Origin of the sequence: Pseudanabaena sp. FACHB-1998 (assembly GCF_014696355.1) — a bacterium.
Classification (GTDB): domain Bacteria; phylum Cyanobacteriota; class Cyanobacteriia; order Pseudanabaenales; family Pseudanabaenaceae; genus Pseudanabaena.
This window is the reverse complement of record NZ_JACJQA010000027.1, coordinates 197,382-219,632: the sequence shown is the minus strand read 5'-3', so window position 1 is coordinate 219,632 and position 22,251 is coordinate 197,382. Positions and strand designations below refer to the sequence as shown.

19 protein-coding genes are annotated in these 22,251 nt (G+C 43.8%); 12 read left to right on the top strand and 7 right to left on the bottom strand.

The window, feature by feature from the left end:
* Nucleotides 1-174: 174 nt before the first annotated feature.
* From H6F42_RS11265 to cysK, 3 genes are all read right to left on the bottom strand, one after another.
* A complete protein-coding gene (locus H6F42_RS11265; RefSeq protein WP_190399442.1) occupies nt 175-5,259 on the bottom strand; it encodes an SdiA-regulated domain-containing protein in 5,085 nt (1,694 codons plus the stop codon).
* Between the two features lie 110 nt (nt 5,260-5,369).
* Entirely contained in the window at nt 5,370-5,621 is a 252-nt protein-coding gene (locus H6F42_RS11260; protein WP_242018412.1) for an Rrf2 family transcriptional regulator, read from the bottom strand.
* 87 nt (nt 5,622-5,708) lie between these two features.
* Nucleotides 5,709-6,671 carry a cysteine synthase A gene (gene cysK / locus H6F42_RS11255; protein WP_190399441.1) on the bottom strand — a complete coding sequence of 321 codons (963 nt, stop codon included), beginning with the start codon at nt 6,669-6,671 and terminating at the stop codon, nt 5,709-5,711.
* Between the two features lie 140 nt (nt 6,672-6,811).
* Here cysK and H6F42_RS11250 point away from each other — a divergent pair, with 140 nt between their 5' ends.
* The 4 genes from H6F42_RS11250 (at nt 6,812) to H6F42_RS11235 (ending at nt 10,133) form a co-directional block, all read left to right on the top strand.
* Nucleotides 6,812-7,384 carry a Crp/Fnr family transcriptional regulator gene (locus tag H6F42_RS11250; RefSeq protein ID WP_190399440.1) on the top strand — a complete coding sequence of 191 codons (573 nt, stop codon included), beginning with the start codon at nt 6,812-6,814 and terminating at the stop codon, nt 7,382-7,384.
* 185 nt (nt 7,385-7,569) lie between these two features.
* Complete coding sequence (locus tag H6F42_RS11245) at nt 7,570-8,220, top strand: phosphatase PAP2 family protein (RefSeq protein ID WP_190399439.1); 651 nt, start codon at nt 7,570-7,572, stop codon at nt 8,218-8,220.
* Between the two features lie 37 nt (nt 8,221-8,257).
* Nucleotides 8,258-9,499, top strand: coding sequence for an ATP-binding protein (locus tag H6F42_RS11240; protein WP_190399438.1), 1,242 nt, complete (start codon nt 8,258-8,260; stop codon nt 9,497-9,499).
* 1 nt (nt 9,500) lies between these two features.
* Nucleotides 9,501-10,133 carry a phage tail protein gene (locus H6F42_RS11235; RefSeq protein ID WP_190399437.1) on the top strand — a complete coding sequence of 211 codons (633 nt, stop codon included), beginning with the start codon at nt 9,501-9,503 and terminating at the stop codon, nt 10,131-10,133.
* Here the strand turns inward: H6F42_RS11235 and H6F42_RS11230 are convergent.
* Nucleotides 10,128-10,814, bottom strand: a complete 687-nt coding sequence (locus tag H6F42_RS11230) for a cadmium resistance transporter (protein WP_242018411.1) — start codon at nt 10,812-10,814, stop codon at nt 10,128-10,130. The two genes, H6F42_RS11235 and H6F42_RS11230, sit on opposite strands and share 6 nt — an antisense overlap.
* A gap of 318 nt (nt 10,815-11,132) precedes the next feature.
* Between H6F42_RS11230 and H6F42_RS11225 the strand changes: the two genes are divergently transcribed.
* The 8 genes from H6F42_RS11225 (at nt 11,133) to H6F42_RS11190 (ending at nt 19,164) form a co-directional block, all read left to right on the top strand.
* Nucleotides 11,133-11,762 (top strand): class I SAM-dependent methyltransferase, encoded by a 630-nt coding sequence (locus tag H6F42_RS11225; protein ID WP_190399436.1) that lies wholly within the window; start codon nt 11,133-11,135, stop codon nt 11,760-11,762.
* 209 nt (nt 11,763-11,971) lie between these two features.
* Nucleotides 11,972-12,802 carry a molybdate ABC transporter substrate-binding protein gene (gene modA, locus H6F42_RS11220; RefSeq protein ID WP_190399435.1) on the top strand — a complete coding sequence of 277 codons (831 nt, stop codon included), beginning with the start codon at nt 11,972-11,974 and terminating at the stop codon, nt 12,800-12,802.
* Nucleotides 12,783-14,597, top strand: coding sequence for a molybdate ABC transporter permease subunit (gene modB / locus H6F42_RS11215; RefSeq protein ID WP_190399434.1), 1,815 nt, complete (start codon nt 12,783-12,785; stop codon nt 14,595-14,597). Before modA ends, modB begins: the two co-directional genes overlap by 20 nt.
* Before the next feature lie 282 nt (nt 14,598-14,879).
* On the top strand, nt 14,880-15,515 hold the full coding sequence (gene tsf / locus H6F42_RS11210; protein WP_190399433.1) for a translation elongation factor Ts: 636 nt from the start codon (nt 14,880-14,882) through the stop codon (nt 15,513-15,515).
* A 302-nt stretch (nt 15,516-15,817) separates the two neighbouring features.
* On the top strand, nt 15,818-16,417 hold the full coding sequence (locus H6F42_RS11205) for a hypothetical protein (protein ID WP_190399432.1): 600 nt from the start codon (nt 15,818-15,820) through the stop codon (nt 16,415-16,417).
* A 49-nt stretch (nt 16,418-16,466) separates the two neighbouring features.
* The gene (locus tag H6F42_RS11200; RefSeq protein ID WP_190399431.1) at nt 16,467-16,802 is read left to right on the top strand and encodes a translation initiation factor; all 336 of its coding nucleotides are present in this window, start codon (nt 16,467-16,469) and stop codon (nt 16,800-16,802) included.
* A gap of 199 nt (nt 16,803-17,001) precedes the next feature.
* Nucleotides 17,002-18,045 (top strand): phosphate acyltransferase PlsX, encoded by a 1,044-nt coding sequence (plsX, locus tag H6F42_RS11195; protein ID WP_347272303.1) that lies wholly within the window; start codon nt 17,002-17,004, stop codon nt 18,043-18,045.
* 141 nt (nt 18,046-18,186) lie between these two features.
* The gene (locus tag H6F42_RS11190; RefSeq protein ID WP_190399508.1) at nt 18,187-19,164 is read left to right on the top strand and encodes a beta-ketoacyl-ACP synthase III; all 978 of its coding nucleotides are present in this window, start codon (nt 18,187-18,189) and stop codon (nt 19,162-19,164) included.
* An 84-nt stretch (nt 19,165-19,248) separates the two neighbouring features.
* On the opposite strand, the gene H6F42_RS11185 is transcribed toward H6F42_RS11190, so the two are convergent.
* From H6F42_RS11185 to H6F42_RS11175, 3 genes are all read right to left on the bottom strand, one after another.
* Nucleotides 19,249-20,262, bottom strand: a complete 1,014-nt coding sequence (locus H6F42_RS11185; protein WP_190399430.1) for a hypothetical protein — start codon at nt 20,260-20,262, stop codon at nt 19,249-19,251.
* Between the two features lie 186 nt (nt 20,263-20,448).
* Entirely contained in the window at nt 20,449-21,327 is an 879-nt protein-coding gene (locus tag H6F42_RS11180; protein WP_242018410.1) for an alpha/beta fold hydrolase, read from the bottom strand.
* Between the two features lie 134 nt (nt 21,328-21,461).
* Entirely contained in the window at nt 21,462-22,199 is a 738-nt protein-coding gene (locus H6F42_RS11175; RefSeq protein WP_190399429.1) for a phosphoadenylyl-sulfate reductase, read from the bottom strand.
* Nucleotides 22,200-22,251: the final 52 nt, after the last annotated feature.

Here is a 22,251-nt window from a genome sequence, read left to right as displayed (position 1 = left end):
ATGTGACAACACTTTTGTGAATTATAGCTATTGCCATTCTTGTTACTCCCTTCCCAGCCAAGAATTAGCTATGCGGCGCGAAGCGCCGCATAGCTAATTCTTGGCTGGGAAGGGAGTAGGACACAAAACAAAAAGCGAGTTGCGGCGCGAAGCGCCGCAACTCGCTTTTTGGGATTACTTAAAGACAAAGTTAGCAGATGTCAAACTAGTAACATCCACATTCGTAAATGTGGCGATCGCCTTACCAGCGATCGCAAGGCTATTACCAGAAAGAGTCAAATTCCCAAAGCTTAGTAGTCCTCCGCTATTAATACCGATGACATCTGTTCCTGCTTGGAAATCCACAATTGTATTTGCTGCTAAGGGAGCAGAAATATTGAAAATCCAGAACTGATCAGCGCCAGCACCACCTGATAACAAGTTATTACCACCAGAGCTAACGAAGAATTTGTCGTTACCGTCACCGCCAAGAGCGCGATCGCCAAATCCTAAGAAGAAAGTGTCATCGCCAGCACCGCCAGACATACGGTTGTCGCCTTTGCTTTCAGATGCTTCAAAGATGTCATTCCCTTCACTGCCAAATAGGCGATCGCCTTTGTTGACAAAAATCGTATCGCTCCCAATACCTAGATCGATGCGATTATCACCTGCATTGCTAAAACCAGCAACGAATCCAAGATTAACTTTGTCATTACCTGAGCCTGTAAACAGGATGTCTTTGAAACCATCAAAGGATTGATTAGGAAGTGCATCTAGGACATCATCACCTGTTGTTCCTAGAGAAGACAATGTGGGCGATGCAGGTGCAAGTTTGATCGTTGCGACAATCGGATCGTGGTCACTGGCGCGTTGGGCGTTATCCACAAACTCAGTATTGATATTAACGATATCCACTTTTGCCGAGCCACTTAGGTTATTGCTAACCAAAATGTGATCGAGCGATTGCGAATTTCCATCAAAGTTGAAGGTGTAGCGATCGTTCTCTGGAAGAGAATTGGTGAGATTGGTCAGCACTGGATTAGCACCACCCGCGAGGATATTAAGTGGCGAAATGAATTCAAATTCATTGAAGTCTCCCACAACAACGACCTTGGCATCTAGCTTGGTAGCCAAGACGCTATCAAAATAATCGTTTACGGCTTGAGCTTGAGCGCGACGCTGATCGAGAGAACCATTGATTGCAACGTTTTCTTGTCCATTGCCATTGGCTTCATCACCGACGGAAGGTTGAGTAGTTCCAAATAGAGGTCGGCTACCACCTTTAGATGAGAAGTGATTGGTGATTACGGTGACGGTTTCGCCATTGAAAGCGAAGTCGGCAATCAATGGTAAACGGCTATCCGCAAAAGCGGCAAAAGAGGAGCTAGGAACAGTTTTGACAGAACCATCAACTAAATCAACACGATCGTCATTGTATAAGAAGGCAGTCCGAATGTTTGCTCCCGGTTGACCGCCACTAGCGTTATTAGTGATGAAGGTGTTGTCGATGAATTTATAGGTGGGTCCACCTGCGGCGGCGATCGCATTAACTAAAGTTTGTAGAGTCAAGCTCGCTGAGGTTACGCCATCATTTTGAGCGCCACTGTTGTCTTGAATTTCTTGCAGTCCAATGATGTCGGGTGTTCCCAAATTGTTGACGATCTGCTGGGCGATCGTGGCAAATCTTCCGTTAGCGATATCATTATCGATATCGCCAGCCGCAACACCTGTTTCCAATTGAGGATCAAGATTGAGAACATTATAAGTTGCAACCTTGAGGGTATCACTGCTCTTGGTGAGGGTGGTTACTTCAGGCTGAAGTGTAGAAGCAACGATGTTGCTGCCAAATGCTTCTGTGGGGATGATTTCAAAGTTGCCGAAGTTGTACCCAACTACACCCGTAACATCGCCAATCTTCGCACCGACATTGACATTAGGAAGAGCAAAGTCAAAGACACCATTGTCAATGTCAATTTGAATGCGCTCTGGATTAAAGTCAGTGGGTGATATATTGATCGTACCGCGACTGCTCAAGCCCGTTGCACCTGAACCATTATCGACAACGGCATAGATTTCGCCAAAGCTATTAGTAGCGCTGACAGCTTGCAAGTTTTTCGCATTGACGCGCATTCCTTCGAGGGATTCAAAGAAGTCAATGCCATCGGTGATTGCATCGAAGGAGGTAAGTCCGTCGTTGTCGATGATTTGATTAGGAGGTACGCGACCACCAGCACCGATAATTGTCGCCGCAGGTAAAGCATTGCCGCTAGAAAGAACTGCGATCGTGAGAGTACCGCCGATCTGAGTAGTGGAAAGGTTGCCCGTGCTAGCTCCACCAGGGATGAATTCGCTTACCCTGCCTGTAACGGTAATGGAGTCACCAACTTTAACGGTTGGAGCGCTACCAGTGAAGACGAGGATACCTTCAGAGGTAGCGATATTAGCGTCTGGATTAGGATCTTGGAGATAGAATCCATTGGAATCAACGGCAGTAACGATACCGGGGACAGCCAAAACAACTTGACCGACAAGAGGCGATGTTTGACTTGCGCCTTGGATAGTACTGATTTTAGAGGGGAAATCGTTATCAGCAATAGTTACGGTTGCAGTCGCTGTTGCGCCCAAATCGTAGTTAGCGGTGTCCGTCAGATTGATGGTAACGGTTTCGCTTCCTTCGATTAGTAAATCATTTACTGGAGTAATAACGATGTCTGCGAAAGCCTGACCAGCCGCGATCGCTACTGAGCCTGTCAATGTGGGGGTGTAATCAGCGCCGATCGCTTGACCAGTGCCAGTTGCCACTGTGTAATTTACGGTCAATGCATTAGCGGTAGCGCCTGTGCGGGTAATGCGGAATGTGCCAGTGTCAGTGCCAGCTTCGGCGGCATTAGCATCGGTTGCAGCGATAGTCACTGTTGGGGATACCACGACTGAGGCAGCGATCGCTCCAGGAGAACCAATCTCGGTTATAGACTGACTATTGACGACTGAGAAAGCACCATTTACACCAACAGCACTTTGAGTTGTAATTGCTGCATTTTGCAACAATGCCGAATTATCAAAGGTGGTGAATGGCGAGGCGGCAGGTGAAGCGCCGAAAGTGACACCTGCTTGCTTAACCCCAGCAGCATTAAAGATATTGACAGCATCGCCACCAGTACCCAAGCCAGGACCACTGTAGTTACCAATCTTTAAGTTGGCTGGTGGATTCGCGCCAAACCAGTTGGTTAGGAATATGGGATTGGTGAGATTGGGGTTGGTTGAGTCAATAAAGATTACCGATTCGCCAGCAGCGATCGTTGTGATACCGCTCAAGGTAGTTCCTAAGACGAAGGAATTTGAGTCATCGTCAACTTTCCATCCAGCGATATTTACAGAGGTCGTACCCTTGTTTGTAAGTTCAAACCAATCTGCTGCTACTAGCGAGTTACCACTGCTCCAAGGTGCAACTTCAGTAACGAAGATGCTGGTGCTGGTGACTGGAAGTGGAGTCTCATCAACTACATCAGTAATGTTTAAGGTAAAGGCGGTCGTCGCATCTGGGTTATTGCCAAGGGTTGCATCGTCTACATTGACGCTGACGCTAAAGCTAGGCTTGGTTTCAAAATCTAACACAGTGCCAGCCTTGAGGAACAAGCTGCTGCCCGTAATCTCAAAGGAATTAGCGTCTGTTCCAGTCAAGCTGAGTGTATTTACACCCAACTGATCGTCGGTAATGGCGATGTTGGCGATTCTTGTCGGGGCAAGGGTGCTTTCAATTTCTGAGAGAGCGTTGACTCTATTGTTCAGGACTACTGCGGTGGGCGCTTGGTTGGGAACTGTTGAAGGTGCATAGACCGAAAGTTGAGGAGCAGTGCCACCATTTTCACTGGTAAGGTAAAGAATTCCATTTTTGTCAACCGTGAGTCCTTCAAAACCCTGATCGATAACCGTCAATCCATTACCAGGTGCGGACACGATTGTTAAAGAGCTAGAGATATTTCCAGCGCGATCAACGTTAACGACTTTGCCTGAAGCTTGACTCAAGATTAGCAAGCGATCGCTTGTGGGCGATAGGTTCGAGAAGGCAAAAACATCGGCAAAGTCTGAAAGCCCTGTCAAAGACGGGTTGAAGAGGTCGGTCGAATTAACAGTGGTGGGTGAACCATTGCTTGCTGTTAACGCCGTAAAGTCAATCGTAGTTTGAAAAACTCCTAAGGGGTTCTCTTCTTTAACCGCGATGAATCCGTTTGTTAAAGGGTCAAAAGTAATACCTTCAAGACCAATATTTCCCACGGTCGTACCCAGCTTTACTGACTGGACGTTGCTCGCAGTAAGAGTCGTTCCTGCTGCATAGGTAAACAAGTTAGCTGTGCGAACTCGTTCGTCGGCGATCACAAACTGACCATTGCCAACATAGGTAAGCCCTTCTGTATCGGCAAATAATCCAGTATTTAAAGTCATCGAGTCGATCAATTGTCCAGTCTTTGATACCTGCACGATTGACTTAGCCTCATCGCCTACAACAAAAAGCGTATCGGTATCTTTGTTATAGGTTACTGCCGAGACTTCTTCAGCCAGAGCGCCCGCACCGACTGGCAGGTTGAAAAGTCCAACGCGGATATAGTTAGAAAGATCGATGGAGCTGATAGCAGGGGGAGTCGCAGTAAAAGCGGTCGAACTGAAAGGAACATCTGGAGCAGTAGTATCGATGCTCTGATCTCCTGTACCATCTTGAGCAATCCAATTTGTAGGATTGTTGATAATTGGCAGATAAGCCGCAAAATTGGCTTGTCCGCTACGTGCAGCATTAAAGACAGCAATATCGGCATCATCATCTAGTGTCGATAGATTGATCGCATTTACTCCAGCCGTTAAACCCGTATTAGTAAGTAATCCGTTTGTTCCATTAAATCCACCATTAGCGATCGCGGTAATAAATGTTGGAGCAGCCGCAGTTCCTTGATAGGCATAAATAATCTCATCACCTGCACCAAGTCCGCGATTTGTACCCCGCGATGGTGCTAGAACCGATGCATCAACCACCGTTCCCGTAGTAGCAGCGATCGTTCCTGACCCAATGTTATCAATCCGAACTATTGTTCCCGCAGATACCGTAGAAGAAGCCGTCCAGCTAAAAGCTCCTTCATTTGTATCAACCCAACCAGTACCGTTCCATTCGTTATCTTCAAAAATAATTGTTTCGCCAGCGCTGATATCTACTAAAGCGACAAAGGCGATATTGTCGTTACCATCAGCATTAAATCCAACAAATGCAATGTTTCCTGCCGTCAATGCCATGATTTAAATCTTTCCAAGTTTTAAATGAATAGTTAGTATCCTATCCGTCAGATACACAGCAACGGGTTAAGAGAACGATAAGCGTACATTATCAAAATATTATTTATTTCCTAAAAAGAGTAGGAAGCGCAAAAGCGCTTCCTACTCTTTTTAGGAAATAAAATGAATAATAAGTTGGCTCCTCTTTGACTATGAATAATTCCTGCTCGTCTTAGCATTCCCATGACTTGATCGAGGTAGCGAACAGGAATGTTTTGACTATGGGCAATTTCGCTAACAGAAATTGGTTGTCCTTGTCCCTGTCGTATCGCTAATTGCATCAAAGCAATACAGGCGTAATCTACCTTGCAAGATAGTTCCATTAGTTTTCTGAACTAGGTTTATAGATATCTCTAGGTCAATTAATGCTGTGCTACGCACAGCATTAATTGACCTAGAGATGAATGCTTTTATCTTGTAGAAGTGGAAGACGCAAATTCAGGCTCTTGGAATAGAGGGGTACTGAGATAGCGCTCTCCGAAACTTGGTTGAATCACCACAATCAGGCGATCGCGATTTTCTTCACGCTTACTCACAGCGATCGCTGCTGCTAAAGCCGCCCCTGACGAAATCCCTGACAGTAAACCTTCCTCACGTGCCAAGCGCCGACCGTAAGCGATCGCCTGATCATCAGAAACACCAATAATTTCATCAATCAAATCCGTGCGTAAAACTTGAGGGATAAATCCTGCTCCAATACCCTGAATGCGATGCGCCCCCGAAGTACCACCCGCCAAAACTGAGCTGTTGAGAGGTTCTACAGCGATCGCTTGAAAACTCGGCTTACGTTGCTTAATTACCTCTGCAACTCCCGTAATCGTGCCGCCAGTTCCCACACCCGCAATCACAATATCCACTTCTCCATCCGTATCATTCCAAATTTCTTCGGCAGTAGTACGCCGATGCACAGCAGGATTGGCTGGATTATTAAACTGTTGCAGCATATAAGCATTAGGCGTAGAGTCAGCGATTTCTCCAGCCCGCCGAATCGCGCCCCGCATCCCCTCACTAGCATTAGTCAACTCTAGCTCTGCTCCATAAGCTCTAAGCATGGCACGACGTTCTAAGCTCATCGTTTCAGGCATTGTCAAAATCAAGCGATAGCCCTTAGCCGCCGCTACCATTGCCAAGGCAATCCCTGTATTACCCGAAGTTGGCTCCACTAATATAGTTTTAGCAGGGCTAATCAAGCCTTGAGCTTCCGCATCCTCAATCATCGCTAAACCGATCCGATCCTTAACTGAAGAAGAAGGATTAATGCTCTCTAATTTCAAGACAATTCTAGCAAGGGAGCCATCTTTTTTAGGGATGTTATTCAGAGCAACGAGGGGCGTACCACCGATTAGTTGCGTAATATTTTGAGCAATTTTCATAGCTGTTCAGTTGGGGTGAGGAAAGCCAAAAGTAAAGACTAGTAAAGTACGGTAACATCGCGGTAATACCGTACTTAGTAAGATACAATACTTTTCAACGTAATACAAATAAAATCTACTGTTTATCGATAGGGTATCTGATGATTTATCTTGAAAAGACCACTGGGCTTACCTATAAGCGCCGTGAAATGCTGCCTCGCCGAACTAACTATCTCTGGAAAATTGAGTCGGGTGTGGTGCGATCGCTCACATGGAACGAGGATGGTCAAGTAATTTGCTCAGGATTATGGACTGAGGGTGATCTCATTGGCAGTGAGTTGTCACAATTATTTCCCTACGAAATGGAATGCTTAACTGATGTGCAGCTAACCGAAATCCCGCGATCGCAGTGGGGAGATCATGTTGAGTCAATTATTCGCCGCAATCAAACTAGTGAGTTTTTGCTTAAGATTGCCCATAGTCGAGCGAAGGATGAGGCTTTAAGGTTGCTATTAGCTTGGTTAACAGAACGTTTTGGGGAAGAGGATCATCGCCATGGCAGACTGATCAGTCTACAATTAACCCATCAAGAACTCGCGGAATTAATCGGTTCTACTCGCGTTACGGTCACACGCATTATCAATGATCTTGAGAAGATTGGTTTCTTATCTCGTAAAGGACGTAAGCTTAGGTTTTTAGCGGAATCTACTGAACAATGGCACTATGAGATTTAATAAAAGCCTCTATAGTTTCAGAAAGGTCGAACATCATAGCCAACTCAACATTTTTAATCCCAAGTATTCACACGCTTTAGACCTCCGAGGCTGAAATTCTTGATAGTCAGGCATTTTAAGCATTGCAGCCAGAATACCTCCCCGAAACACCTATTGAGTCAAAAAATTAATTCACTACATTTTTTATGTCTAAGTACTTACCACAATCTATATCTGAGTTAAAAGAAGCAACCTTAAAAAAAATTTTGGTGATTCTCTTTCTGCTTACTACTTTTGGGCTATTAGCGATCGCTGTGACCACCTTGCCATTAACCACTTATTGGGACAGCATAATTCTCAAAAAAGTCCATAATTTGCAAAGCCTAGAACTAGATCAAATTGCGATCGCCTTGACCCAAACCGCTGGAGCTGTAGCCATTCTCGCCATTACTTCCTTACTGAGTATTGGTTTAGTCTGGTGGAAGCAATGGCGATCGCTAGGCTATATCTGGCTAGTGATCATTGGCGGTGGCTTGATTACCTTTCTTGCAAAACTTCTCTTTCATCGCGCTCGTCCTGATGTGTGGGTTTCCCCTTTGCCACAGCCAGACTTCTCTTTTCCTAGTGGTCACTCAATGCTGAGTATGAGTCTAGTGATGGCGATCGCGATGCTGATTCCTCACAAACATTGGCGATTAATTTGGTTATTTACAGGTGGTTTTTGGTTTATGGCGATCGCTTGGACAAGACTATATTTGGGTGTGCATTATCCCAGTGATATTCTGGGTGGCTGGTTATTAGCAATCTTTTGGGCGATCGCTGGTAGTTACTTAACTAAAGTGAATGCTAAGCTATAGCTAACTCATCACGTTTGCTCCCCTAAGTCTCAATCCTATGTTTACCGAAGTTCAAATCGAGAACTATAAGTCTATCCAAAGTCTCAAGATAAATTTGGGTCGGGTTAATGTATTCATTGGTGAGAATGGTTGTGGTAAGAGCAATATTTTAGAAGCGATCGCTTTGGCTGGTGCAGCAGCAGGTAACAAGTTAGATAATGAGTTTTTAGCTCCTAGAGGAATCAGAGTTACTGAACCAGAATTTATGCGATCGGCTTTTAAGAAAGAAAAAATTACAAACACGATAAAGATAAATATTAAAAGAGATGATGAGATCCCATTTACTAATGATAATGACGAAGTAATTTTGAATTTTGAACTACAGAATGATAACAAGCCTTATTCAGCTTGGTCAAACATTAGTATGAATAGTCTTTTTAAGGCATTAGAAGATAACGAAACAAAGAGAGTAAATGCTCTCGCACAGCAAGCAAAGATTTTTTTTCAGGAACAAATCAATCAGGGAAATTTAAAGCATCTTAAAAACGATCTAGATCCTAAATCAATTGAAGAAACTTCTTTTGCATTTGCATATAATTTTTTAAAGCAAATGTCAATCAGTATAAAAAAAAGTAGTTTAGACTTAAAAGATTTTATTATTTATTCTCCTGAAAACTCCTTTTTGAGAACCTTTAAAGAAGAAGGGCAAGTTCAGCCATTAGGGACTAAGGGAGAAGGATTACTTAAACTGTTAAAGGTGTTGAACAACAGTCCTGACAAGATAAATGAAATCAAGAAAAGGCTGGAACTGATAGATTGGTTTGGCGACTTTAATATAGATCATAACAATTCAGATTTAGAAAAAAATATTCAAATTAAAGATCGGTATTTGGATAAAGAGCTACCTTACTTTAATCAGAGAAGCTCTAATGAAGGATTTTTGTTTTTGATGTTTTACTTTGCTTTGTTTGTCAGTGACGATACACCTAAATTCTTTGCAATTGACAACATTGAAAACGCACTAAATCCTAAACTATGTACAAGACTAATCCAAGAATTAGTAGAACTTGCGAAAAAATATGATAAACAAGTTATATTCACAACTCATAATCCTGCGGTTTTAGATGGATTAGATTTACATGATGGTGAACAAAGGCTTTTTACGATTTATCGCAATATTTATGGTCATACAAAAGCAGAACGTATATTTGCACCTGAGCCTTTAGATGATGATGATCCTGTACCATTGTCAGAAGCTTTCATGAATGGTTATATCGGAGGATTACCAAATAATTTTTAGTATGAATAATTTTGGAGGAATTGTAGAAGGAAAAACAGATTTCGCGATCATTAGGAATATCTTAGCGGGATATTTTAATGATCCTAATATTAAACTTAAGCCGATTCAACCAGAGAATTTTAATGCTCCTGCTGGTTGGGATCGAGTATTTAAGTGTTGTAAGTCACAGAAATTTAGACAAGCATTGCAATTCAACAGATATATTATTATTCATATAGATACTGATGTTTCTCCAAAATTTGGTATACCTCATGAGAATGAAAAAGGTGAAAAACTTACGTCTGAACAACTAATTAAAAAAGTAATAGATAAATTCAGGTTGGAAATTGGTGAAGATTTTTATGATAAATATGCAAGTAGAATTATTTTTGCAATCACCGTTCATTCAATAGAATGTTGGTTATTACCTTTGTACTTTTCTCAAGAAGAAAACTCACAAACTGACAACTGTTTAAGATTATTGAAACAAATCTTGCCAGAGTTTAAGGAAAAAGATTATGAATATTATGAAAGTATTGCAAGTAAATATTCCAATCATAAAGATTTATTGAAACTTTGTTCAGAAAATCCTAGCTTGAAGATTTTTATTGAACAGCTTGCAAGTAGAAATATTGAAATATCTGAAGAATCATAATTTAACTAAAGGAAGCAATTGATAGGTTTTGCTTTCGTGGAGAATGTAAATACCTAATGCAATTAAGACAAAAGGCACGATCGCATCACTGTATTGAGAAAGAAACTTAGCGATCGCAGGATGACTACTGATACTTTTGGCGGCATAACACCAAACTGTGATGAGCATCAAAAAAGTAGCAAGAGTAATTAAGAGAGTAGCTGCATTACTACTCGCAAATAAAGGAATGTAAATACCAATATTGTCGCCGCCATTGGCAAAAGTGACAGCCGCCACATGATAAGTCTGTGGAGCGATTAGAGCCGATTTCCTCTGCTCAGGAATCGCGCAATTTTGCACAGTTACTTCTTCTTGCTTTTGGAATAAATCTTTGATTCCGATCGCGATCGGCAATAGTCCTAAAAGTCCAATCCATTTAGGGTCAATAATCAGACCACCTAAATACGCTGGTAAACTCGCTAAGAGAATTAATCCAAAACCTAAGTACTGACCAATCAGAATATGGCGCGGACGAAATTTGTCATCGACTTGGGCAAAGAAAATCGTGAGAATGAGAATGTCATCGATATTTGTAGCAGTAAAAGCAGTAATTGCGATCGCCACCGTACCGATAATCCCTTCCATATTTTTCCTTAAGCTAATAATTCGCAACACAAAAGCTCGTAGCAGCAGTTTCTTCATCCTGCCAGAGAAAACTCGTCTCCTGCATCAATTCCATAAGCTCTGAATTGATGGGCAAGGCAGACTTGCCATGCTGGATTGACAAATTATTTCAATGACCTTCTGGAGAAGATCCTGAAGTACTTAATTTTCATAGTGATCTACTAGATGAAGGATTGATCAAAATACTGGTTAAAGTTGCTACTTACTACACTCACCATGATAATCAAGATGCGGCAAAATTTTTAATCCATGTTGCAAGGGAGTTAGCAAAATAGTTAGGATTACAGCCAAATTAGCTAGCAAATTATCAGGATAGAGAGCAACCGTAGGAAACTAATGTTAGATTCTTCTGAACAAACCACATTTGACAATGATTGGACGGCATATTACCAAGCTGTAGCAGGTCGTCCACCTCGCGGGACTTTACTAAAAGCGCTCAATCTCTTTGAGCTAGAGAAATCTCCCAAATCACCACTATTTGCAGTTGATCTTGGTTGTGGCGATGGGCGTGATACGGTGGAACTGCTCGAACGTGGTTGGCAAGTATTAGCGATCGATGGGAATGAAGAGGCGATCGCTATGCTACGCGATCGCAAGGACATTGATTCCACGTTGCTAGAAACTCAGGTGATGAGCTTTGAGAATCTTACTATACCAAATTCCCAAGATCTCATTAATTCTAGCTTCGCATTACCCTTTTGCCATCCTGATGATTTTCCTAACTTGTGGAACAAAATCATCGCATCATTACGAGTCGGTGGCAGATTTTGCGGTCAATTATTTGGCGATCGCGATACTTGGGCAACTACTTATACCAATATGACCCATTATCCCAAACCTCAAGTTGAGCAGTTACTGCAATCTTTTAAGGTGGAATTCTTTGAAGAAGAAGAACATCATGGTGTAACTGCAATGGGTGAGCAGAAATACTGGCACATTTTCCATATTGTGGCTAGTAAGAAGTAGTCATTGAGATAGATAAAGCTGCTTCATTTATCACTAAGTCTTCTGCGGAAGCCTTTGGATGGAAAGAAGGCTGTGAAGCCTATGCTGTAGTTAAGGCTTTAGACGTGATGTTAGCGATCGCGTAACGCATCATTTATGTTTATTAAGTGCGTTAAGCTGACGCTAACACACCCTACGAGAGCTAAAGAATAGTTCCATTCGAGTTTTTCATGAATAAGAAAAAGATTATCACCTTTCTCGCTTTGATTGGTGTCACGCTTTGCGCGATCGCAGGATGTAATTTCTCATCGCCCACGATTGAACAGGGAAATACACCCACTAAAGCAAGTGTGCCTAATGTTAACCAAGAGAACATCCAATTAACGGTTTCAGCAGCAGCAAGCCTCAAGGAAGCACTAGGCGAAATTACGCCTCTATTTAGCAAGGCAAAATCTAATGTCGCTATTCGCAATAACTTTGGCAGTTCAGGCGAATTACAACAACAGATCATTAATGGCGCTCCCGTTGATGTCTTCATTTCCGCCGCCGCTAAACAAATGGATGAATTGCAAAAAAAGGACTTAATCATTGCTGATACTCGACGTGATTTATTAAGCAATCGGCTAGTACTAATCGTTCCTGCGGACAAAGGCGATGCAAAAGAATTAAAAGATTTAATCAATGCTAATATCAAACGAATTGCGATCGGTGATCCTCGCAGCGTTCCCGTCGGTCAGTACGCCCAGCAAGCCTTAACTAAATTAGAACTATTCAAAGATTTACAATCAAAATTTGTCTTAGGAAATAACGTGCGTCAAGTGTTGCAATTTGTGGAATCGGGCAATGCTCAAGCTGGAATTGTCTATGCAACGGATGCTAGAACTTCTACTAAGGTGAAAGTAGTACAAGTCATTGATGCTAGACTTCATGCACCGATTGTCTATCCGATCGCAGTTTTACATAAAAGCTCCAACCAGCCGAGCGCCAAATCCTATCTAGAATTTCTATCCAGCGAACCAGCCAAGAATATTTTTGAGAAATATGGATTCAGTACCCTTTGATTTCTCTCCATTTTGGATCTCCTTCAAGGTGGCAACTACTGCCATCTTTTTTACGTTCTTTTTAGGAGTTACAGCAGCATATACCCTCCTTGATTATCGCGGCAAATGGAAAACAGTACTTGATAGCATTTTTCTTGCGCCACTGGTGTTACCGCCAACCGTTGTTGGCTTTCTCTTACTGCAATTATTTGGACAATATGGCTGGATGGGAAAGTTTTTACAACTCTTCCGTTTCAATATCATTTTCACTTGGTATGCAGGCGTAGTCGCGGCAGTGGTCGTTACTTTTCCACTCATGTATAAAACTGCTCAAGGCGCATTCGAGCAAGTGGATGGAAATTTATTGCGTGCCGCGAAAACCCTTGGTGCTTCAGAATTTCGGGTCTTTTGGCAAATAGCATTACCTCTTGCCTTTCCGGGAGTTTTAGCAGGAGCGATGCTTGCCTTTGCCAGAGGCTTAGGTGAATTTGGCGCAACTCTCATGCTTGCAGGGAATATCCCTAAGCAAACCACTACCATTCCCCTCGCCATTTATGCCGCTGTGGAAGCAGGAGCTAATCAAGAAGCTTGGCTGTGGACAGCGATCATTTTATCGATGTCTTTCTCGGCGATCGCCTTATCGAATTTATGGGCAAATCAGCGAGAGAACCGCAAGGAAAAAGGAAAAAGGAAAAAGGGAAAAATTTCATCAAATTACGAATTACGAATTACGAATTATGTGGAGGGTTTGGTAATTGATATTGAGAAGCAGTTACCTGAGTTTAATTTGCAAATTACTTTGCACTGCGCTTACAAATCTATTGGCATCTTGGGGGCATCGGGTACGGGGAAAAGTATGCTGCTCAAGTGTATTGCGGGGATGGAAACTCCATCTAGTGGACGCATTGCGATCAATGGCAAGATTTTATTTGATAGTGAGCAGAAAATAAATTTACCTAGTCGCGATCGCCATATCGGTTTTCTATTTCAAAATTATGCACTCTTTCCGCATCTGACGGTCGCCCAAAATATTGCCTTTGGCTTGCCCAAAGAATTAACAGCCCTACAAATCAAGCAAAAAGTCTCTGAGCAATTACATAGTATTGAGCTACAGGGATTTGGCGATCGCTATCCGCATCAACTTTCTGGGGGACAGCAGCAAAGGGTTGCTCTCGCTAGATCTTTGGTCAGTCAACCCGATATTCTCCTGCTTGATGAACCCTTTTCGGCACTCGATACTCACCTTCGTAGCCAAATGGAACGGGAACTAATTTCTGTTCTCAGTACTTATAAAGGAATTACTCTCTTTGTTACCCACAATATCGATGAGGCTTATCGCATTTGTCAAAACTTACTAATTTTAGATCATGGTCAGGTGATGAGCTATGGTGAGAAATCAACTGTTTTTGATCATCCCGCTAATGTTGAGACAGCAAGGCTTACGGGTTGTAAAAACTTTTCACGGATTAAGGCGATCGCTCCTGATCTCATTGAAGCTTTAGATTGGGAATGTAAGCTACAGGTTAATTATTCAAATCCTAAATTGCTAACTCATATAGGAATTCGCGCTCACCATATCGCTTTTCTAGAGAATTCCGTCAAAAATGATTTACCAAATGTTATTCCCTGTTGGTTAGTTCGCACTACAGAAACACCGCACAGTATGACGTTATACCTCAAGTTAAATACTTCTCCAAATCATGATTGGGACTATCATCTACAAGCAGAAGTATTTAAAGAGAAATGGCTAAATCTTAAGCAATATTCTCAACCGTTGCAAGTTTATCTCGATCCTGCACAACTATTTTTGGTCTAATAGCAAAACACAAAATGGCGTAGCCATTTTGTGTAGCACTGAACAGTTACGGTACAACGATTAGTTCAAAACTGGGGGAGACCCCATGAGGAGAAAACAAGACTCCAGCTATGGCGATCGACCTATATCATCGACCAAACCTTTTACTTTAAAACTAGACGTACACGGAATTGTGATAACTTAGAGTACTGCAAACAACATTTTAGAGATATTTTCGGCAACGAGCAAAACTCCACGCTCCTCGAAATGTTGCCCTAGAGATCCCAAAACAAGCTTATTAATATGGCAGACATCACAACTCAACAAATTCAAGAACTCCGCGCCAGAACTGGTGCAGGTATCAAAGACTGTAAAGCAGCCCTCGTTGATTCTGAAGGCGACTTCACCAAAGCAACCGAATATCTCAGACAAAAGGGACTAGCCTCTGCTGTTAAAAAAGCAAGCCGTGTCGCCTCCGAAGGCATCGTTCATAGCTACATTCACTTTGGTAGCCGCATCGGTGTACTCGTCGAAGTTAACTGCGAAACCGACTTCGTGGCTCGTCGCGAAGAACTAAAAGAACTCGCTGACAGCGTAGCCAAGCAAATCGCGGCTTGCCCTAACGTTGAATATGTAAGTGTTGCGGATATTCCTGCGGAATTTGTAGAAAAAGAAAAGCAAATCGAATCAGGCAAAGAAGACCTTGCCAGCAAACCTGCCGCCATCCGAGACAAAATCGTACTTGGTCGGATCGAAAAGCGCCTCAAAGAATTGTGCTTACTCGATCAGCCCTACATCAAAGATCAAAGCATTACCGTTGATGAATTGGTTAAGCTAACTGGCACTAAACTTAGCGAAAACGTTAAGGTTCGCCGCTTCGTCCGCTTTGTAGTTGGCGAAGAAATTGGCGCTGAAAAGTCCGAAGCAACCGCAGAATAATTAAATTCTCATACCCTATCTACACTTTAGGGTTTAGAAGGGTTTAGCTCCCCCCAGCCCCCCTTAAAAAGGCGTTAATATACTGACACACTTTACAAATTCTTACCCCCCTCAGTCCCCCCTTGAAAGGGGGGAAGTCTGAGTTCTCCCCCTTCCAAGGGGGAGTTAGAGGGGGTTCTAGGTATTGGGTGTGTCAAGTATATGAATGCCCTTAAAAAGGGGGAAGAAGATAAATAATTCTCCCCCCTTTTTAAGGGGGGCTGGGGGGATCTCTTAATCAACAATAATTTTGAGCCATGCCGATGCTAGTGCGTATTGATAAAGATATTCACAATATTCAAGAGGCGATCGCCGATGTCGTCAGTCGAATCGATGCTCTGCATCTTAAGTACGCACAGGCGATCGCCAAAGCTGCCCACCAGCAAATTTTGTTAGCCGCCTTTAGCTTCTGCACACAGAAATGCCCTCAAGAATTTTTGACTCTCACCTTAACCGAGCGTCAGAACTTTCAGGAAGAACTCCAAAAAACGATCAAAGCCTTAATCGAGCAAATTCAAAAAACTCTCGAAGAATGCGATCGCGACAACCGCACCAACCAAGAAAATCTCGATAGCTTGCTGAGTAAAAGCCTCGATGAAAGCATGGAAAAACTGAATAAGCTCTTGGTTGAGCATAAAATCTTAAGCGCGGATGCGGCGAATAAAGACAACAAAGCATCCAAAATGAGCATCCGACTGGCGGAAATCGAATTTACCGATCGCCAAGTCATGTCTAGTCGGGGGGAGTTGCGCGTATTGTCCGCAAGGCTCAACCATCTGCACAATGAACTAGAAAAAAAATATCAACTCAAAACTATCGCGGAAGCCGAATTAGCATGGCGATCGGCATGGGTAGAATCATAGCCAAAAAATGGCTTAAGCCATTTTTTGGCTATGATTTATGAAAAAAGCTATGACTAAAAATCGTGTAGTTTATCGAGAATTCGGCGCACCAGAAGAAGATGATACCGACCAAAATCAGGTAGATTTGCCGCCGCAACAACAAAATATTCGCATCCAAGCCACCCGTCGCGGTCGTGGCGGCAAAACCGTCACTGAAGTTACAGGCTTTCAAACTACGTCCGAAAATTTAGCCAAACTCACCAAGCAATTAAAAAATCAATGCGGTACTGGGGGGACGGCAAAAGATCAAGCGATCGAAATCCAAGGCGATTGCACCCAAAAGATTTTGCAAATTCTAATCGGCTTAGGCTACAAAGCCAAAATCAGTGGGGCGGCGCGTCCCTAATAACTTCCCATCATAGAAAGGCGGCGCATAGCGCCGCCTTTCTATGATCATCCCCTTGCGATCGCCAGACTGCATCTGGTTTCAAATATTTTGAGCAATCCTGATAAGTGAGGCTACTCACAAACTGTTAAAATTTTTCAAGGTTTAAATACATTACTTTACGGTTTTAGTCATAAAAGTTTAGATAGGATCGCAAATAGTGAGAATTGCCGTAGATGCGATGGGTGGGGACTTTGCCCCACGCGAAGTGGTTGAAGGAGCAGTATTAGCTCAGACACAATTAGGTGTAGATATAGCGCTAGTTGGCGATCGCGATATTCTCGCGAACTACCTCAAGCAACATAACTATCAAGAAAGCGATCGCCTCCAGATCGTGCCATCAGAAGGCATCATCGAAATGGATGATGAACCCCTCGAAGGGCTGCGCCGCAAGCCCAACTCCTCGATCGCTGTTGCCATGAATTTAGTTAAGCGCAAGCAAGCGGATGCTGTAGTTTCGGCAGGACATTCAGGAGCCGCGATGGCGGCGGCTTTGTTGCGACTAGGACGCTTGCCGGGGGTAGATCGACCTGCGATCGGCGCATTATTCCCCACACAGGTTCCCCACAAGCCAGTATTGCTATTAGATGTGGGCGCAAATGTAGACTGTCGCCCCAAGTTTTTAGAGCAGTTTGCAATTATGGGATCGCTGTACAGCAAATATGCGATCGGTATCCAAGAGCCGAAAGTCGGGCTACTCAACATCGGCGAAGAAGCCTGTAAAGGTAACGAATTAGCGATTCGTGTTCACCAAGCCTTGCAAGAAAATCAGCAAATTTTATTTGCAGGTAATGCCGAAGGGCGGGACATTCTCAAGGGTCAGTTTGATGTCATCGTCTGTGATGGATTTGCGGGAAATATTGTCCTGAAATTTGCCGAGGGTGTTGGTAATGCGGTGATGCAAATCCTCAAAGAAGAACTGCCCAAGGGTTGGCGCGGCAAGCTCGGAGCTTTACTTTTAAAACCAAATCTGAAAAAGGTCAAACAACGGATCGATGCCGATGAATATGGCGGCGCTTTGTTGCTAGGTGTGGCTGGGGTATGCGTCATTAGTCATGGAAGTTCTAATGCGGTGAGTATTCGCAATGCGATTCGAGTTGCTAAGGATGCTGTCGAAAATGAAGTGCTAGAACGCATTCGTGGTCAAATCAAACCTAAAGTATCGGTTCCCGCCGATGACACCCCTGACGATCCCCCCACCTAGCAGCTTCCGAATGAATCATCTAAGAATTTTGCAAAGCAAAATTCTTAGATGATTCATTCGGGTTTGAGCCTAGAACGCTGTAAAAGTTCTTTCCCTTCTTCTATCCAGCCATTCAGATCACTAATCGATCAACCACAGACCATGATTAATACTGACTCTTCTCTTCTTGGGGTGCGATTTTTAGGTAGCGGTTCCGCCGTCCCCGATCGCGTACTCACCAATCAAGACCTCGCGCAAATGGTGGACACCAATGACGAGTGGATCGCCTCCCGTACAGGTATCAGAGAGCGTCATATTGCGGATGGAGAGAATGACTCAGTAGCGAATTTAGCGGCAAAGGCAGGGCAGAAGGCGATCGCTGCCGCAGGGCTGAACCCTCACGACATCGACCTAATTATTTTGTCTACATCTACAAGTGACGACCTCTTTGGCACAGCAGGTCGTGTCCAAAAAATCTTGGGTGCAGAGAGAGCAGTTGCCTTTGACTTAGTTGCCGCTTGCTCAGGATTTGTATTTGGCTTAGTTACTGCCTCCCAATATATTCGGACAGGCGTTTTTAAAAATGTCCTGCTCATTGGTGCAGATGTGCTTTCGCGTTGGGTGGACTGGCAAGATCGCCGCACCTGTATTTTGTTTGGGGATGGCGCTGGTGCGGTGGTTTTGCAAGGAACTACTCCTGAGCAGAATAATTTGCTCGGCTTCGAGATGCGGAGCGATGGCAAGGGCAATGATTTGCTCAATATTAATTATTTGGGGCGCAGTACTTTTGACTCGATTACGATGAATGGTCAGGAAGTATATCGCTTTGCGGTGCGACAAGTGCCTGAAGTCATCGAAAAGTCGCTGCACTACGCTAATTTAGAAGTCCATGATTTGGATTGGCTAATCTTGCACCAAGCGAATCAACGCATTATTGATGCGGTAGTAAATCGATTTGGCATTGATCCTGCGAAGGCGGTTAGCAATATGGGCAAGTATGGCAATACTTCCGCCGCCTCCATTCCGATCGCTTTGAATGAGTGGGTCGAGGCGGACAAAATTCAAAAGGATCACCTGATTGCGATCGCGGGTTTTGGCGCGGGACTCAGTTGGGGTTCTGCGGTATTCCGTTGGGGGTAATCCCCAAATTACTAAAGAGAGTTGCGGCGCAACTCTCTTTAGTTTCAAAGTATAAAGTGGTGCGCGGCAAAGCCACACGCCACTTTATACTTTGAGGCGATTTTTGGGGATGTACTTGGCTAAGCCTGTGAGGCGATCGCGCCAAGTCACAGAGTCGCGTACTTCTTCGGGCAGGAGGCTTGCCATATATCGCAATTCGGCACGGGATAAAGGCGACCTGCCACAAAAAAAAGGATGCCTCGGTTGGCGGCTACAATAACCAAAAAAGATCGCCGATCGCCCAAATTTAAGAGGTGGTTTTCCGCGATGGTAATATTTCGCTGTATCCACAAAAATTACAGTTCCCGCTTTTCCTACACAGCTTTGATGCCAGTTATGCTGCATCTCCTCTGGCAGTAACGCCTGAACTTCGTGATGATAAGCGGTTTTATATTTACGGATATGTTGAGCGCTTAATTTTTGGCAAAGGATCTTATTTGCCGATGGGGTAACACATTGAAATGGTCCCCCCTCCTCACTGACATCATTGATGTAAACCCCAATCTTAATCATCTGCCAATCTTCTTTATCTCGATGCCATTTACGGGGACCCGCTTCTTTGCCATCGGCGGGGCTGTAGTAGTAGGAAAGCCCATCGTAGGCGACAGGTAATTGCAGATAGTTTTCGATAATGCGTAACAGCTTCGCCTCTGCGCCCCACAGAAATAGTTCGGGATAGCGCATAATCTGTTCAGCGTTGGCGTTAAGGGTATGCTTGCCCTGATCCCTTGGCAATTGTGAGTTGTGTTTTAACTCTTGGGAAATATTTTGAGCCGCCTCAAAAAAGCGATCGCTTGAGGGAAGAGCTAAATCATCAAGATTGGTAATAGATAGACCAAAGTTCTGGAGATCTTGGACGATTTTTGATTCTTCGGGAAGTAAATGATTGATAAAGGGGCGATATTCTCGCAAAAACTCCTGATAGCGTGGATATAGAACTTTCTGCTCGATAATTTCAAGATTGCTAATGAATAGAGCCACATCTGAAGGAGTGCTGATTATTCTTTGCAATAGCTTATCTAGGGTTTGATAGGCTTTAGATATGACTATTTGGTGCATCTTAAAACGACCTGTGACAAGGTTAACCTTAGTTGTTATGTCTCAGACTTTTCCCATGACTTCTATGTTATCTGAAGATTTCATTAAAAAAGGATTTTCCCTAAAATATCCGAAAAAGGGGCGAAGCAAATCGCCGCCACTTTGTCGGGGATTTTGGAATTTAATTTTTGATGCTGAAGCCCCTTTCTATAGTGAAACCTTTAGCCAGTCTAAAATTTCATAGTTAACTCGTTCAGGATTGTCATCATGGGCGCAATGCCCCATATTTTCTAAATAAACTAAGCTTGCATCGGGAGCATATTGGACTAGGCGCTTGCCCTCTGAGGGGGGAATTAGCCGATCGCGACTGCCCCATAAAATTAATAGCGGTACTTGTAGCTGGGTAAGGGCTTGGGTCAGGCTAGGGGAATAATTGGGGTGATTGAGACTGCGATTTAATTGCCGAAAGGCTTCAGCAGCTTGGCGATCGCGGGCTGGTTTGGCGATGATTTCGACTAACTCCTGATCAACTCGGCGGCGATCGCAATAGACAATCCCTCTCAGGACAAAGCGAATCGAGAAGGGTTGGCGGACTAGATGAAATAGCGGCTTGATCAGCACGGCGGAGACGATCGCTTTAACTGTGCGTTCGATCGGTTGCAAGGCTTTAGGAACCATCGCATTAAAAGCTTCGATGTCAGGCAGGCTGATCGCAACTACCCCAGAAGCGATTTCAGGATGATGGCTGGCGGCGATCGCAGCCACTAATGAACCAATCGAGTTTCCAATAATTACCATCGGCACTTGAATAAATTTGCGCCAAAATTGCAAAACTTGCTCAACCCATAGATAAACCGAATAATTAGTCGGCGGCTTCTCAGAGTTACCAAACCCCAAGAGATCAATGGCATACACCGTATGATTTTCGGCTAGAGCAGGAATATTGCTGCGCCAATGATCAATGGCGGCTCCAAATCCATGAATTAATAAAATTGGTGGCTTATCTGGTTGCGGATTTCTAGCTCGATAAAACCCATAATGCGATCGCCACCCTCGAAAATACCAGTCGCGATATTGCATTCCCATAGCTCAACTCTTTTTCCAGTGAATAAGTTAGTGGTGTGCGGCTTCGCCGCACACCACTAACTTATTCACTTTATAGCACCTATTCTTTTAGTGGGACTTAAACAATAAAGGCTCGCAAAGCGAGCCTTTATTGTTTAAGCTTCTTTCGCGCGAACTAACTTTCCATCGCTGGTAACGTGCAGTCCACATTCTTGATTGCTCATTTCCCACCACCAACGCCCCGCACGGAGATCTTCTCCCGCTTCGACGGCTCTAGTACAAGGCGCACAGCCAATACTAGGGAAATTGCGATCGTGCAGCGCATTGTAAGGCACATCATTTTCACGAATGTAAGCCCAAACTTGATCGTAGCTCCAATCAATCAAAGGATTAATCTTGGCAATCTGGCGATCGCCATCTAGCTCAACGGTCTCCATCGTGGAGCGATTAGCAGTTTGATCGCGTCTTAGTCCCGTAATCCAAGCATCTAGCCCCTGTGTAGCTCGACCAAGGGGTTCCACCTTACGGATATAACAACATTGCTTGCGATTTTCTACACTGTCATAAAACAAGTTGATGCCCTTGCTGCTGACCATCTGTTCCACTGCCTCAGCCTGTGGAAACATGATTCGCAACTGAAGTTGGGGATATTTTTGTTGTACCTTGGCAATTACGTCATAGGTTTCGGTATTTAATCGACCCGTATCGAGGGTAAATACCTGTGCATCAGGCTTAATTTTAGCCATCATGTCGATTAGAGTCACGTCTTCTGCGCCAAAACTAGAGGCTAGCGAGATCTTGTCATAGTTGCCGAGCGCCCATGTCAAAACTTCTTGAGGGGTTTTGCCCCTGAGTTGGGAGGCGGCGTTATCGATGTCAGTTTGTAAGGTCATTGTTCTCGTTTGAAATTAAATAGCTTAAGAGATGGCAGTCTTTTGGGTGCAA

Bases quoted from the DNA above. Each gene is read 5' to 3' on its own strand.
- H6F42_RS11245 (WP_190399439.1), top strand. From the start codon at position 7,570: ATGTCTAAGTACTTACCACAATCTATATCTGAGTTAAAAGAAGCAACC.
- H6F42_RS11225 (WP_190399436.1), top strand. From the start codon at position 11,133: ATGTTAGATTCTTCTGAACAAACCACATTTGACAATGATTGGACGGCA.
- H6F42_RS11185 (WP_190399430.1), bottom strand. From the start codon at position 20,262: ATGCACCAAATAGTCATATCTAAAGCCTATCAAACCCTAGATAAGCTA.
- H6F42_RS11180 (WP_242018410.1), bottom strand. From the start codon at position 21,327: ATGGGAATGCAATATCGCGACTGGTATTTTCGAGGGTGGCGATCGCAT.
- cysK (WP_190399441.1), bottom strand. From the start codon at position 6,671: ATGAAAATTGCTCAAAATATTACGCAACTAATCGGTGGTACGCCCCTC.
- H6F42_RS11190 (WP_190399508.1), top strand. From the start codon at position 18,187: ATGATTAATACTGACTCTTCTCTTCTTGGGGTGCGATTTTTAGGTAGC.
- H6F42_RS11205 (WP_190399432.1), top strand. From the start codon at position 15,818: ATGCTAGTGCGTATTGATAAAGATATTCACAATATTCAAGAGGCGATC.
- H6F42_RS11240 (WP_190399438.1), top strand. From the start codon at position 8,258: ATGTTTACCGAAGTTCAAATCGAGAACTATAAGTCTATCCAAAGTCTC.
- modB (WP_190399434.1), top strand. From the start codon at position 12,783: ATGGATTCAGTACCCTTTGATTTCTCTCCATTTTGGATCTCCTTCAAG.
- modA (WP_190399435.1), top strand. From the start codon at position 11,972: ATGAATAAGAAAAAGATTATCACCTTTCTCGCTTTGATTGGTGTCACG.
- H6F42_RS11230 (WP_242018411.1), bottom strand. From the start codon at position 10,814: ATGAAGAAACTGCTGCTACGAGCTTTTGTGTTGCGAATTATTAGCTTA.
- H6F42_RS11250 (WP_190399440.1), top strand. From the start codon at position 6,812: ATGATTTATCTTGAAAAGACCACTGGGCTTACCTATAAGCGCCGTGAA.
- H6F42_RS11260 (WP_242018412.1), bottom strand. From the start codon at position 5,621: ATGGAACTATCTTGCAAGGTAGATTACGCCTGTATTGCTTTGATGCAA.
- tsf (WP_190399433.1), top strand. From the start codon at position 14,880: ATGGCAGACATCACAACTCAACAAATTCAAGAACTCCGCGCCAGAACT.
- H6F42_RS11200 (WP_190399431.1), top strand. From the start codon at position 16,467: ATGACTAAAAATCGTGTAGTTTATCGAGAATTCGGCGCACCAGAAGAA.
- H6F42_RS11265 (WP_190399442.1), bottom strand. From the start codon at position 5,259: ATGGCATTGACGGCAGGAAACATTGCATTTGTTGGATTTAATGCTGAT.
- H6F42_RS11175 (WP_190399429.1), bottom strand. From the start codon at position 22,199: ATGACCTTACAAACTGACATCGATAACGCCGCCTCCCAACTCAGGGGC.
- H6F42_RS11235 (WP_190399437.1), top strand. From the start codon at position 9,501: ATGAATAATTTTGGAGGAATTGTAGAAGGAAAAACAGATTTCGCGATC.